Raw genomic sequence first — 13,172 nt, 5'->3', positions numbered from 1 at the left:
GTCATCCATCTTGCCTCGCCGGCGCCTTGACCGGCAGGATCGCCACCAGCCCGGCCGCGAGGATCAGCACGATCCCCGCCATGCCGGCGCGCTGGCTGTCGAAGATCGCGATGAACCCGCTGAACGCCAACGGCCCCAGGAAGCTCACCGCCCGGCCGGTGGTCGCGTACAGGCCGAACGCCTCGCCCTCCCGCTCCGGCTCGACGATGCGCGCCAGGAACGTCCGGCTCGCCGCCTGCGCCGGGCCGAGGAACACCGACAGCGCCAGCCCGCACACCCAGAACGTCGCCTTGCCGGGCAGCACGGTCAGCGCGACGCCGATGATCACCAGCGCGATCAGCGACGTCACGATCACGGTCTTGGGCCCGAGCCGGTCGTCCAGCCGGCCACCGCTGACCGCGCCGATCCCGGCGGTCACGTTCGCCACGATCGCGAACATCACGACCTCGGTCTGGCTGAACCCGAACGTTCCCGCCGCGACCACGCCGCCGAAGGTGAAGATCGCGGTCAGGCCGTCGCGGTAGATCGCGCTCGCGGCGAGGAACCACAGCGTCCGCCGGTCCGTCCGCCACAGGTGCGCCAGCCGCTTGGCGAGCACCTTGTATCCGGAGAAGAAGTTGCCCCTGGCCAGTTCGCGGGACGGCGGGTTCTCCGGCACGAACAGCAGCACCGGCAGGGCGAACACCAGGAACCACACCGCCACGAACAACGCCACCGCGCGGATGTTCAGGCCGTCCTCGGAGGTGACGCCGAAGAGCCCGACGTCCGGCTGCACGAACGCGAACAACACGATCGCGAGCGCGATGACGCTGCCGAAATAGCCCATGCCCCAGCCGAAGCCGGACACTCGGCCCATCGTCTTCGGCGTGGACACCTGCACGAGCATCGCGTTGTAGTTGACCTCGGCGAACTCGAAGAACACGCTGCCGACCGCGAGCAGGATGAGGCCGGCCAGCAGGTAGGACGGCTCGTCCTGGACGAAGAACAGCCCTGCGGTGCAGGCGATCGCGATGGCGCTGTGGATGCCGAGCCAGAGCTTGCGCCTGCCGCCGACGTCGCTGCGCTGCCCGGTGACCGGGGCCAGCAGGGCGACCGCCACGCCGGCGATCGTCAGCGCGACGCCAAGCGCTTGCGACCCGCTTTCCGTGTCGGCGGCGACACCGTCGGTGAGGTAGACGGAGAAGACGAACGTGAGGATGACGGCGCTGAACGCGGACGCTCCCCAGTCCCAGAACGCCCAGCTCAGCACGGCTTTGCGCGCGCCCGGCGAGGCCTTGGCGGTGACGGTCACGGCATGATTGTCCACGAGCCGGATGAACCGCGCCGCCCGGCCGGGTGAACGGCGTCACGCCCCGTCGCGGTGGTGCGCGGGCTGGCGACTCGGGTGTCTGGAGGGGGCCGAGTCGGTGCCCGGAAGGGCCAGGCGGCGGTGGGGTTTGACGGTGGGGGCAACGGGGTGCCGCCCCGGGCCCCGCTAAGCCGGGGGGCGGGATGCCGGGCGGCCGTTGGCCGGTGGGGCGACACGTGGGCGGGGGGCGGGTTGCCGCGCCGAGCGGCACTCGGACGGTGGGGCGGCTTGCCGAGCCAGGCGGGCAGTCACCGAACGGAGCGAATCGCCGCGCTGGACGAGATTGCCGCGCTGGACGAGGCAGTCGACCGGCGGGGCGGTGCCGCGTCGGGCGCGGCGGTCGGCCCGTGGGGCGGTGCCGCCTCGGGGCGCGGCGGTCGGCCCGTGGGGCGGTGCCGCCTCGGGACGCGGCGGTCCGTGGGGCGGTGGGGGGGCCGCGCCGAGCGGCACTCGGACAGTGGGGCGGCTTGCCGAGGCACGCGGGCAGTCACTCGGACGGAGCGAATTGCGGCGCTGGACGAGGCGGTCGACCGGCGGGGCGGTGCCGCGTGGGCGCGGCGGCCGGCACTTGCAGCGGTGCCGCGTGGGGCACGGCGGCCCGTGGGGCAGTGCTGCATTCAGGCGCGGCGGCCCGGGGGCCGGTGCTGCCCCAGGCGCGGCGACCCGTGGAGCGGCGGTCGGCTGCGGCGGTTACCGGTGGAGCGGCGGTCGGCTGCGGCGGTTACCGGTGCGGCGGCGGTCGGCTGCGGCGGTTACCGCTGCGGCGGCCGTTGGCTGCGGCGGTTACCGGTGGGCGCGGAGCGTCAGCCCGTGCAACGGCGGACTGGCCGCCGGGCGGCAGCAGTTCGGTGCGCGCAGCGGGTGGCCCACACGGGCTGCAGGCTGGCCACTCCGAGCAACGCGCCACTTCAGGCAACGCACCACTCCAAGCAACGCGCCACTTCAGGCAACGCACCACTCCAAGCAACGCGCCACTCCGCGCAGCAAGCCCGCCGCGGGCAGGAGCCAACTGGCAAATGTTGACAACGTCACGGATCGTGCCCAGCGGTAACCCGGGCGGGCCACTTGGCGATACCAGGGGTATCTGGAAGATCGCGGGAGGGGTTTCGCAGTGGGTTTGGGCCAGTCCAAGACTCCGGTCACCGACCGTCCGGTCTGGCTTGTCCTGACGGCGGTGTTCGCGGTGACCGCGGCGGTGCAGGTCTACCTGGCGCTCGCCATGTCCGTGTGGTTGTCCGGCGTTCTGGCCATCGTGCTCGCCTTCGCCGCGGCGGGATCACTGGCCGCCGCGGCGAAGGCGGTGCCCATCACACGTCGAAGTCGACCGTGAGCGCGTCGGACACCGGCATCGACTGGCAGGTCAGCACGAACCCGTCGGCGACCTCGCCCTCCTCGAGCGCGAAGTTGCGGCGCATGTCCACGGCACCGGCGGTCACCTTCGCCCGGCACGTGCCGCACACCCCGCCCTTGCACGCGAACGGCAGGTCCGGCCGCACGCGCTGAGCGCTGTCCAGCACCGGCACGTCCCGCGGCACGGCGACCGTCGTGGCGCGGCCGTCGAGGATGATCGTCGCCTGGGTGACGACCCCGTCGAGCGCCTTCTCCTCGTGCCGCACCGGCTCCGGCGGCACGTCGTCCACATAGAACAGTTCCTGGTGGATCCGCGACGACGGCACTCCGGCGGCACGCAACCGTTCTTGCGCCACCGTGACCATCCCGAACGGCCCGCACAGCCACCAGTGCCCGACCGCCGACACGTCCGGGAACAACGCCAGCAACGCCGACAGCTTCTCACCGTCGAGCCGCCCGGTGAACAGCTCCGCCTCGCGCGGCTCCCGGGACAGCACGTGCACCAGCTCCAGCCGGTCCGGGTAGCGGTCCTTCAGGTCGGCCAGCTCGTCGGCGAACATCACGGTGTCCGTGCGGCGGTTGCCGTACAGCACGGTGACCGTCGCGGCCGGGTCGCGCAGCACCGTCGCCGCGATCGACAGCACCGGCGTGATGCCCGAGCCGGCCGCGATCAGCACGTGGTGCTCCGGCACCGACAGGTCGGGCGTGAAGTTCCCGGTCGGCGTGCCGACCTCGATCTCGTCGCCCGGCCGCACCTGGTGCACCAGCCACGTCGAGAACAGCCCGTCCGGCACCTCGCGCACCCCGATGCGCGGCTTGCTGCCCTCGGGCGAGCAGATCGAGTACGACCGGCGCTCCTCGCGCCCGTCGATCGTCCGCCGCAGCGTCAGCGACTGCCCCGCCCGGAACGCGTAGGCGTCCGCCAGCTCCTCCGGCACGTCGAAGGTGACCGCGACGGCGTCGTCGCACAGGGGCGTCACCTCGGCCACGGTCAGCGTGTGGAAGTCGCCCCGCCGCCTCGATTTGGTGCTCGCGGTCACCTCAGATCTCCTTGACGTGCTCGAAGGGTTCGTCGCAGGACCGGCAGCGCAGCAACGACTTGCAGGCGGTGGCCCCGAACTCCGACACCAGCTCGGTGTCCGCCGACCCGCACCGCGGGCAGGACACCCGGCGCACCGGTGGGCTCAGCGTCAGCGGGATCGGCCCGGACGGCCGCCGCGGCGCGCTGCCCGGCGGCGCGATACCCGCCTCGGCCAGCGCCCGGCGGCCCCGCTCGCTGATCCAGTCGGTGCTCCAGGCCGGCTGCAGCACCGTGCGGACCTCGACGCGCGAGTACCCGGCGCCCTGCAGCGCGTGCACCAGGTCGTCGCGCATGGTGTCCATGGCCGGGCACCCGGTGTAGGTGGGCGTGATCGACACCGTCACCGCACCGTCCTGTTCGGACACTTCGCGCAGCACGCCGAGGTCGGCCAGCGTCAGCATCGGCAGCTCGGGGTCGCGGACGGTCTCCGCGACGGCGCGGGCGCTCACCATGTCGCCTCCGGATGGGCGCGGGCGACGCTCTGCAGCTCGGCCAGCAGGTAGCCCATCGCCTCGGTGTGCCGGCCACCCCGGCCGGTCTGCCCGTTGACCCCGGCCTTGCCCGCGCTCTCCGGGCGAGCCAGGGAACCGGCGGCGAACACCTGCGCCAGCACGTCGTCGAACTCCGCGCGCACCGAAGCCGGGTCGACCGCGACACCCGCCGCGGCCAGCCGCGACTCGGTCTCGTGGGGCACGAACAGCTCGTCCACGAACGGCCAGATCCCGTCCAGCCCGGCCTGCATCCGCTCGTGCGAGAACGCGGTGCCGTCGCCGAGCCGCACGGCCCACTGGGCGGCGTAGTCGCGGTGGTAGGTCAGCTCCTTGACGCCCTTGTCGGCGATCGCGGCGAGCACCGGGTCCACCGACGACCGCAGCCGCTGGAACAACGCCAGCCGCCAGGTCGAGAACACCAGCAGCACCGCGATGAGCTGCCCGAAGTCGCCGCGCTCCAGCTCGGCGAGCCGGACGTTGCGGAACTCGTGCTCGTCGCGGAAGAACGCGTAGTCGTCCTCGCCGCGATCCGTGCCGTCGGCCTTGCCCGCGCGGGCCAGCAACAGCCGCGCCTGGCCCAGCAGGTCGAGGCCGATGTTGGCGATCGCGACCTCGTCCTCCAGCTCGGGCGCGCGGGTGCACCACTGCTGCAGCCGGTGCGAGAACACCAGCGCGTCGTCGCCCAGCATCAGGCAGTACCGCGCCAGGTCCGCACCGTCCACACCGGACGGCACCGAGGTGTCGACCCCGGCGAGCGGGTCCTCGAACCCGGTGCCGAACGCCCACCGCGAGTCGTCGTGAGCGTCGATCAAAGCCTCGTAGGCGTTGTCAAAGGACATCATCAGCTCACATGTGGGGAACGTTGTCGGGGATGTCGTAGAACGTCGGGTGCCGGTACACCTTGTCGCCCGACGGCGCGAAGAACGGGTCCTTCTCGTCCGGCGAGGACGCGGTGATGTCGGCGGCCTTGACCACCCAGATGCTGACGCCCTCGTTGCGCCGCGTGTACAGGTCACGCGCGTTGTGCAGGGCCATCTGGTCGTCGGCCGCGCGCAGCGACCCGACGTGCACGTGGTTGAGGCCTCGCTTGCCGCGCACGAACACCTCGTACAGCGGCCACTCGCTCTTGCTCACTTCGCCTCCGCCATCTTGCGCGCGTGCGCGGCCGCGGCCTCGCGGACCCACGCGCCGTCTTCGTGCGCCTGCCGCCGCCGCGCCAGCCGCTCGGTGTTGCACGGGCCGTTGCCCGCGACGACCTGCTTCATCTCGTCCCAGTCGACCTGGCCGAAGTCGTAGTGCCCGCGCTCGGGGTTCCACTTGAGGTCCGGGTCCGGCAGGGTCACGCCGAGCGCCTCGGCCTGCGGCACGGTCATGTCGACGAACCGCTGGCGCAGCTCGTCGTTGGTGTGCCGCTTGATCTTCCACGCCATCGACTGCGCGGTGTTGGCCGATTCGGCGTCCGGCGGGCCGAACATCATCAGCGACGGCCACCAGAACCGGTTCACCGCGTCCTGCACCATGTCTCGCTGCGCCTGCGTGCCCTTCATCATCGTCATCAGCAGCTCGTAGCCCTGCCGCTGGTGGAACGACTCCTCCTTGCAGATCCGGATCATCGCCCTGGCGTACGGCCCGTAGGAGGACCGGCACAGCGGCACCTGGTTGCAGATCGCGGCGCCGTCGACGAGCCAGCCGATCGCGCCCACGTCGGCGAACGTCAGCGTCGGGTAGTTGAAGATCGACGAGTACTTCTGCCTGCCGCTGATCAGCTTCTCGGTCAGGTCCGCGCGGTCGGCGCCCAGCGTCTCCGCCGCCGAGTACAGGTACAGCCCGTGCCCGGCCTCGTCCTGCACCTTCGCCAGCAGGATCGCCTTGCGCCGCAACGACGGCGCGCGGGTGATCCAGTTGCCCTCCGGCTGCATGCCGATGATCTCGGAGTGCGCGTGCTGCGCGATCTGCCGGATCATCGTCTTGCGGTAGCCCTCCGGCACCCAGTCCCGCGGCTCGATCCGCTGGTCCTTTTCGATGGTGTGCTCGAAGTGCCGTTCGAGGTCCTTCTCGTCGAGGATGGCAGTCATCGGTTCTCCTTGGCCACCAGGGTGAGCACGTCGTACTTGGCGACGGACTCGCCCGCGGAGTTGGTCACGTCGGCGTCCCAGCGCACCTCGCCGTAGTCGGCGTTCTCGCGCGGGGTGATCTGCTTGGCGGTCAGCGTCACGGTCAGCTCGTCGCCGGGCTTGACCGGGGTCAGGAACCGCAGGTTCTCCAGGCCGTAGTTGGCCAGCACCGGCCCCGGCTCGGGCGAGACGAACAGGCCGGCGGCGAACGACACGACCAGGTAGCCGTGCGCCACGATGCCGCCGAACAGCGGGTTCGCGGCCGCCGCTTCGGGGTCGGTGTGGGCGTAGAACGTGTCGCCGGTGAACTCGGCGAAGTGGTCCACGTCCTCCTGGGTCACGGTGCGTGGCCCAGCCACCACGCTGTCGCCGATCTTCAGCTCTGCCAACGACTTGCGGAACGGGTGCACGTCCTCGGTGTTGCGCGGCGCGCCCTCCACCCAGCGGCCGGTGACCGCGGACAGCACCTTCGGGCTGCCCTGCACGGCGGTGCGCTGCATGTGGTGCAGCACGCCGCGGATGCCGCCCATCTCTTCGCCGCCGCCGGCGCGGCCCGGGCCGCCGTGCACCAGGCCCGGCATCGGCGAACCGTGGCCGGTCGACTCCTTCGCGTCGTCGGCGTCGAGCACCAGCAGGCGGCCGTGCCACGGCGCCACGCCCAGCACGACCTCGCGGGCGAACTGCGCGTCGCCGGTCACGACCGACCCGGCGAGGCTGCCCTGGCCGCGGGCGGCGTAGCCGATGACCTGCTCGACCGAGGTGTAGGGCATCAGCGTGGAGACCGGGCCGAAGGCCTCGACCTCGTGCGGCTCGGCGCGGTCGGCGTCGCCCTTGAGCAGCACCGGCGAGATGAACGCGCCGCGCTCGGCGTCGGCGTCGACCACCTCGACCCGCTCCGGGTCGCCGAACACGATGCTGGAGGCGTCCTGCAGCGCCTTGAGCGAGCGGCGGACCTCCTCGCGCTGCTCCAGGCTGGCCAGCGCGCCCATGCGGACGCCCTCGGCGGACGGGTTGCCGATCTTGACCTTGGCCAGGCGCTCGGCGGCGGCCTCGGCCACGTCGTCGAGCAGCTCGGCCGGCACGAACGCCCGGCGGATCGCGGTGCACTTCTGACCGGCCTTGACGGTCATCTCGGTGACCAGCTGCTTGACGTAGAGGTCGAATTCGGCCGTGCCGGGCTTGGCGTCCGGGCCGAGGATCGAGCAGTTCAGCGAATCGGCCTCGGCGTTGAAGCGAACGGCCTGGCGCACGATCACCGGGTGGGTGCGCAGCTTCTGCGCGGTCGACGCCGACCCGGTGAACGACACCAGGTCCTGCTCGGTGAGGTGGTCCAGCAGGTCGCCGGCGCTGCCGGAGATCAGCTGCAGCGTGCCCTCGGGGATCAGGCCGGATTCGATGATCAGCTCGACGACCCGCTCGGTCAGGTACGCGGTCTGGCTGGCCGGCTTCACCAGGCTCGGCACGCCCGCGAGGAACGCCGGGGCGAACTTCTCCAGCGGGCCCCAGACCGGGAAGTTGAAGGCGTTGATCTGCACGGCGACACCCCGCAGCGGGGTGGCGATGTGCTGGCCGAGGAACGTGCCGCCCTTGCTCAGCGGCTCCACGCCGCCATCGACGTAGACGGTGTCGTTGGGCAGCTCGCGCTTGCCCTTGCCGGAGTAGGCGAACAGCACGCCGATGCCGCCGTCGACGTCGAACTTGGAGTCGCCGAGCGTGGCGCCCGTCTTCGCGGACAGCTCGTACAGCTCGTCGCGGTGCTCGCGCAGGTGGGAGGCCACCGCCTTGAGCAGCGCGGCCCGCTGGTGGAAGGTCAGCTCGCGCAGGGCAGGTCCGCCGACGCGGCGGCCGTGGTCGAGCGCGGCGGCCATGTCGATGCCGGCGGAGGAGATCCGTGCGACTTCGGCGCCGGTGACCGCGTCGTGCAGGGGCGCCCCCTCGCCCTCCCCGGTCCGCCAGCCGCCGCTGACGTAGCTGCGCAGCATCCTCGTCGACTGCTGGGCCATCGTTCCTCGCTTCTCCGGATTAACCAACCGAACGTTCAGGAAGTCATGGTAGCGTCTCGGCATGGCTGACGAAAGCACCAGTGACGTTGTTTCCGTTTCCCGCGAAGGCGCAGTGGCCACGGTGACGATGCTCCGGCCCGCCCTCACCGGCGAACTGAAGACCGAGCTGCGGGACGCGCTCGAGCTCGTCGCCTCCGACGAGACGGTCCGCGCCGTCGTGCTCACCGGCGCCGGCCGGGCGTTCTGCGTGGGTCAGGACCTGGCCGAGCACGCGGACGCGCTGCGCGCCGACCCGGCCACCGCGTTCGCCACCATCGACGAGCACTACAACCCCATCGTCACCACGCTGGCGACCATGCCGAAACCGGTGGTCGCGGCCGTCAACGGGACGTGCGTCGGCGCCGGGCTCGGGTTCGCGCTCGCCTGCGACCTGCGGGTCACCGCGGACACCGCGAAGTTCGGCACCGCGTTCACCGGCATCGGCCTGACCTGCGACTCCGGCCTGTCTGCCAGCCTCGCGCGGGCCGTCGGCGCGGCCAGGGCGAGCGAACTCGTCCTGCTCGGCGAGACCTTCACCGCGGCGCAGGCCGCGGAGTGGGGCATCGCCGGGCGCGTCGTGCCCGCCGACGAGGTGGCCGCCACCGCCGCCGACCTGGCCGCCCGGCTGGCCGCGGGCCCCACTCGCGCCTACGCCGAGGCCAAGCGCGCACTCGCCGCATCCTGGGGCGCGCCGTTGCCGGAAGTTCTGCGGCTGGAAGGCGAAGCGCAGGCGCGACTGGGGCTCACCGACGACCACCGCGGTGCCGTCGAGGCCTTCCTGAGCAAGTCGAAGCCGGTGTTCCAGGGGTCTTGACAGTGCCGAGGCCGGACGCACATTATTAACCGTCCATTCGGTCAGTAACGACGGAAGGCAGTGCCGCCGTGTCCCAAGCCGCGCAGGCGATGTTCGCCGACGACGTCGCGTCGAAGTCGCTCGGCATCGAACTCGTCGAAGCCGACGCCGGCCGGGCGGTCGCCCGCATGACGGTCACCGAGCAGATGGTGAACGGGCACGCGATCGCCCATGGCGGCTACATCTTCCTGCTGGCCGACACGACGTTCGCCTGCGCGTGCAACAGCCACGGCCCGGTGACGGTCGCGGCGGGCGCCGAGATCTCGTTCGTCGCCAGCGCCCGCCTCGGCGACCACCTGGTCGCCACGGCCGAGGAACGCACGCGCTACGGGCGCAACGGCATCTACGACGTCACGGTGCACCGGGAGACCGGCGCCGGGCGCGAAGTGATCGCCGAATTCCGCGGCCGCAGCCGCACGATCGGGAAGAACTGAGGAGCCGGCCCCCATGACGACCATGCACAGCGACGTGCCTCACGCGAAGCGCCTCGGCACCGCGCCGGCGCCGGACGACCTGACCGCCGCCGAGCGGATGAGCGTCGACGAGCTGCGCGCCACCCAGCTGGAACGTCTGCAGTGGACACTGCGGCACGCCTACGAGAACGTGCCGTTCTACCGCCGCAAGTTCGACGAGGCCGGGGTGCACCCGGACGACTGCCGCGAGTTGTCGGACCTGGCGAAGTTCCCCTGCACCACCAAGCACGACCTGCGGGACAACTACCCGTTCGGCATGTTCGCCGTGCCCCAGGAGCAGGTGCGCCGCATCCACGCCTCCAGCGGCACCACCGGCAAGCCGACCGTGGTCGGCTACACCGAGGCCGACATCGACACCTGGGCGACGGTGATGGCCCGCTCGATCTACGCGGCGGGCGGGCGGCCGGGGCACAAGGTGCACGTGGCCTACGGCTACGGCCTGTTCACCGGCGGGCTCGGCGCGCACTACGGCGTGGAGAAGCTGGGCTGCACCGCGATCCCCGCGTCCGGCGGCATGACCGCGCGGCAGGTGCAGATCATCACCGACTTCCAGCCCGAGGTCATCATGGTGACCCCGTCGTACATGCTGACGCTGCTGGACGAGTTCGAGCGCCAGGGCCTGGACCCGGCGAAGTCCTCGCTGCGGGTGGGCATCTTCGGCGCCGAACCGTGGACCGAGCAGATGCGCCGCGAGATCGAGCAGCGGATGGACCTGCACGCCGTGGACATCTACGGCCTGTCCGAGGTGATGGGGCCGGGTGTGGCGCAGGAGTGCGTGGAAACCAAGGACGGCCTGCACATCTGGGAGGACCACTTCTACCCCGAGGTGGTCGACCCGGTCGAGGGGAACGTGCTGCCCGAGGGCGAGACGGGTGAGCTGCTGTTCACCTCGCTCACCAAGCAGGCCATGCCGGTCATCCGGTACCGCACGCGGGACCTGACCGCGCTGCGCCCCGGCACCGCGCGACCGGCATTCCGGCGCATGGACAAGGTCACCGGCCGCAGCGACGACATGATCATCCTGCGTGGCGTCAACGTGTTCCCGACGCAGATCGAGGAGATCGTGCTGGCGACCGAGGGCCTGGCGCCGCACTTCCAGCTGAAGCTGACCAAAAAGGACCGGATGGACCACCTGACCGTGCTGGTCGAGGCCCGCCACGACACCGCGGCCGAGCGCCGGGTGTCGGCGGCGTCGGAGATCGCGGCGCGGGTCAAGGACGGCGTGGGGATCAGCGTCGGCGTGGAGGTGCTCGACCCGGACACGCTGGAACGGTCGATGGGCAAGCTGCGCCGTGTGATCGACCAGCGCCCGCCGGCCTGAGACCGCTTGGGATACTGGGGTCATGACGACCGCACCTCCGGCCCGGCCCACCCGGCGTGGCAGGCCGGGCTACGACCTGGAGTCCCTGCTCGCGGTCGCGGTCAAGCTGTTCAACGAGCGCGGCTACGACGGCACCAGCATGGAGGACCTGTCGCGCAAGCTGGGCATCACGAAGTCGGCCATCTACCACCACGTGCCGAGCAAGCAGGAGCTGTTGCGGCTGGCGGTGAACCGGGCGCTGGACGGGCTGTTCGAGATCGTGGCCGAGCTGGATTCGGTCGACGGGCGCGCGGTGGACCGGCTGGAGTACCTGGTGCGCGGCAGTGTCCGGGTGCTGGTGGACCGGTTGCCGTTCGTGACGCTGCTGCTGCGGGTGCGCGGCAACACGAAGGTGGAGCGGGACGCGCTGGCCCGTCGTCGTGAGTTCGACCACATCGTGTCCGAACTGGTCACCAAGGCCGTGGACGAGGGCGACCTGCGGCCGGACATCGACCCGCCGACCGCGGCGCGCCTGTTGTTCGGCATGGTCAACTCGCTGATCGAGTGGTACCGGCCGCGCGGCGGGCAGAGCGGCGACGAGCTGGCGGAGACGGTGGCGGCGGTGGCCTTCGACGGGCTGCGGGTGCGGTCCGCTTAGGACTCGTTTGCCGGGTTTCCCGGGTGAACGGTCTCACACCGGGAATGCACTGGCCGCGCGTGGTGTCCGCACAGTCATGCCGGAAATCCGCAACCTGCGGCTGATCATGGTGGTGCTCGCGTTCTCCTGCGGCGCCACGGTCGCGAACCTGTACTACGCGCAGCCGCTGTTGGCCGAGATCGCGACGGCGTTCGGCGTGAGCCAGGGCAGCGCGGCGCTCGTCGTGACGTTGACGCAGCTGGGTTACGCGGCCGGGCTCGCGTTGCTGATGCCGCTGGGCGACCTGGTGGAGAACCGGGCGCTGGCGTCGCGCACGCTGGTGTTCACCGCGCTCGCGCTGGTGGTCGCGGCCGTGGCGCCGGTGTTCGGGGTGTTCCTGGCCGCGTCGGTGCTGATCGGCGTGACGTCGGTGGTGGCGCAGATCCTCATCCCGTTCGCCGCGCACCTCGCGCCGGAGGAGCAGCGCGGCCGGTTCGTCGGCACGGTGATGACCGGTCTACTGCTGGGGATCCTGCTGGCGCGGACGTTGTCCAGCCTGGTCGCCGGGGCTTTCGGGTGGCGAACGATCTACTTCGTGTCGGCGGTGCTGATGCTGGTGGTGGCGGTCGCGGCGCGCCGGATGCTCCCCCACCGCCGCCCCTCGCACGACGAGGGTTACGCCCGGTTGATGCGGTCGATCCTCACGCTGGCCCGGGAGGAACCCGCGTTGCGGCGCCGGGCGGTGTGCCAGGCGTTGATGTTCGGGGCGTTTTCCGCGTTCTGGACGTCGGTGGCGTTCGAACTGGTCGGGCGGCACGGGCTCACGCAGACCGAGGTGGGGGTGTTCGCGCTGGTGGGCGCGGCCGGCGCGGCGGCCGCCCCGTTGGCAGGGCGCTTGGGCGACCGCGGGCACGGCGGGATCGGCAGCGGGATCGCGCTGGCCCTGGCCGCGGTGGCGATGGGCGTGGCGTGGCTGGGCGCGGGGTCGGTCGTGGTGCTGGCGCTGGCCGGGGTGGTGCTCGACCTCGCGGTGCAGGGCCACCAGGTGCTTTCGCAGCGGGAGATCTACGGCCTGCGGGCTGAGGCGCGGGCCCGCATCAACACGGTGTTCATGACGACGATCTTCGTCGGAGGCGCGGTGGCGTCCGCAGTGGCGGGGAGTCTGTACGACGCGTTCGGGTGGGCCGGGCCGAGCTTGTTCGGCGCGGTGCTGCCGTTGGTCGGGTTGGGGGTTTGGGCGGTGTCGACGGCGCGCCAAGCGACACAAGCGAAGCTGGGTGGTCATCCCGTCGCCTGACACTGGCGGGGAGTCCGCCCTTTGGGCGGTGCGCCTTTCGGGCGGTGCGCCTTACGGCGCCGGAAGGTCACCTTCCGACCACCCCCGCCCCCGATGGCTGATTGTGTTTCAGTCGCCGAGCAGGGTTGTCAAGGCGGGAAAGCGTGCCTTGGCCGCGGCACCTTCGTCACCCATCCTGGATAGGGC

At 71.5% G+C, this 13,172-nt stretch carries 13 protein-coding genes; 6 read left to right on the top strand and 7 right to left on the bottom strand.

The genetic code is table 11. The features are described 5' to 3' along the window. Position 1: 1 nt before the first annotated feature. Entirely contained in the window at positions 2 to 1,291 is a 1,290-nt protein-coding gene (locus tag ABZ215_RS22490) for an MFS transporter (RefSeq protein WP_354951306.1), read from the bottom strand. Positions 1,292 to 2,459: 1,168 nt separating this feature from the next. On the opposite strand from ABZ215_RS22490, the gene ABZ215_RS22485 reads away from it, so the two are divergent. Further along, on the top strand, positions 2,460 to 2,678 hold the full coding sequence (locus tag ABZ215_RS22485) for a hypothetical protein (protein ID WP_027936592.1): 219 nt from the start codon (positions 2,460 to 2,462) through the stop codon (positions 2,676 to 2,678). Here the strand turns inward: ABZ215_RS22485 and paaE are convergent. Genes paaE through paaZ form a run of 6 tightly spaced genes read right to left on the bottom strand, consistent with a single transcriptional unit; the run spans position 2,656 to position 8,366 of the window. Beyond that, positions 2,656 to 3,738 (bottom strand): 1,2-phenylacetyl-CoA epoxidase subunit PaaE, encoded by a 1,083-nt coding sequence (gene paaE, locus ABZ215_RS22480; protein WP_354951304.1) that lies wholly within the window; start codon positions 3,736 to 3,738, stop codon positions 2,656 to 2,658. The two genes, ABZ215_RS22485 and paaE, sit on opposite strands and share 23 nt — an antisense overlap. 1 nt (position 3,739) lies before the next feature. Next, on the bottom strand, positions 3,740 to 4,231 hold the full coding sequence (gene paaD / locus ABZ215_RS22475; RefSeq protein WP_020422846.1) for a 1,2-phenylacetyl-CoA epoxidase subunit PaaD: 492 nt from the start codon (positions 4,229 to 4,231) through the stop codon (positions 3,740 to 3,742). Beyond that, positions 4,225 to 5,109, bottom strand: a complete 885-nt coding sequence (gene paaC, locus ABZ215_RS22470; RefSeq protein WP_354951367.1) for a 1,2-phenylacetyl-CoA epoxidase subunit PaaC — start codon at positions 5,107 to 5,109, stop codon at positions 4,225 to 4,227. Before paaC ends, paaD begins: the two co-directional genes overlap by 7 nt. A gap of 7 nt (positions 5,110 to 5,116) precedes the next feature. Continuing rightward, positions 5,117 to 5,404, bottom strand: coding sequence for a 1,2-phenylacetyl-CoA epoxidase subunit PaaB (gene paaB, locus ABZ215_RS22465; protein ID WP_017984160.1), 288 nt, complete (start codon positions 5,402 to 5,404; stop codon positions 5,117 to 5,119). Further along, positions 5,401 to 6,345 carry a 1,2-phenylacetyl-CoA epoxidase subunit PaaA gene (gene paaA, locus ABZ215_RS22460; protein ID WP_020422848.1) on the bottom strand — a complete coding sequence of 315 codons (945 nt, stop codon included), beginning with the start codon at positions 6,343 to 6,345 and terminating at the stop codon, positions 5,401 to 5,403. The genes paaB and paaA overlap by 4 nt, the downstream gene beginning before the upstream one ends. Beyond that, a complete protein-coding gene (gene paaZ / locus ABZ215_RS22455; RefSeq protein ID WP_354951365.1) occupies positions 6,342 to 8,366 on the bottom strand; it encodes a phenylacetic acid degradation bifunctional protein PaaZ in 2,025 nt (674 codons plus the stop codon). Before paaZ ends, paaA begins: the two co-directional genes overlap by 4 nt. A gap of 82 nt (positions 8,367 to 8,448) precedes the next feature. Between paaZ and ABZ215_RS22450 the strand changes: the two genes are divergently transcribed. From ABZ215_RS22450 to ABZ215_RS22430, 5 genes are all read left to right on the top strand, one after another. Then, positions 8,449 to 9,240, top strand: a complete 792-nt coding sequence (locus ABZ215_RS22450; RefSeq protein ID WP_354951303.1) for an enoyl-CoA hydratase-related protein — start codon at positions 8,449 to 8,451, stop codon at positions 9,238 to 9,240. 89 nt (positions 9,241 to 9,329) lie between these two features. Next, positions 9,330 to 9,713: a hydroxyphenylacetyl-CoA thioesterase PaaI gene (paaI, locus tag ABZ215_RS22445; RefSeq protein WP_354951363.1), complete on the top strand. Its 384-nt coding sequence runs from the start codon at positions 9,330 to 9,332 to the stop codon at positions 9,711 to 9,713. Positions 9,714 to 9,726: 13 nt separating this feature from the next. Continuing rightward, positions 9,727 to 11,073, top strand: a complete 1,347-nt coding sequence (gene paaK, locus ABZ215_RS22440; RefSeq protein ID WP_020422852.1) for a phenylacetate--CoA ligase PaaK — start codon at positions 9,727 to 9,729, stop codon at positions 11,071 to 11,073. Positions 11,074 to 11,095: 22 nt separating this feature from the next. Further along, entirely contained in the window at positions 11,096 to 11,710 is a 615-nt protein-coding gene (locus ABZ215_RS22435) for a TetR/AcrR family transcriptional regulator (protein WP_354951300.1), read from the top strand. A gap of 76 nt (positions 11,711 to 11,786) precedes the next feature. Continuing rightward, positions 11,787 to 12,986 carry an MFS transporter gene (locus ABZ215_RS22430; protein WP_354951298.1) on the top strand — a complete coding sequence of 400 codons (1,200 nt, stop codon included), beginning with the start codon at positions 11,787 to 11,789 and terminating at the stop codon, positions 12,984 to 12,986. Positions 12,987 to 13,172: the final 186 nt, after the last annotated feature.

The sequence above is a fragment of the Amycolatopsis sp. NPDC006131 genome (genome assembly GCF_040614175.1).
In the GTDB taxonomy this organism is placed as follows: Bacteria; Actinomycetota; Actinomycetes; order Mycobacteriales; family Pseudonocardiaceae; genus Amycolatopsis_E; species Amycolatopsis_E tucumanensis.
This window is presented reverse-complemented; position numbering and strand designations above follow the sequence as displayed.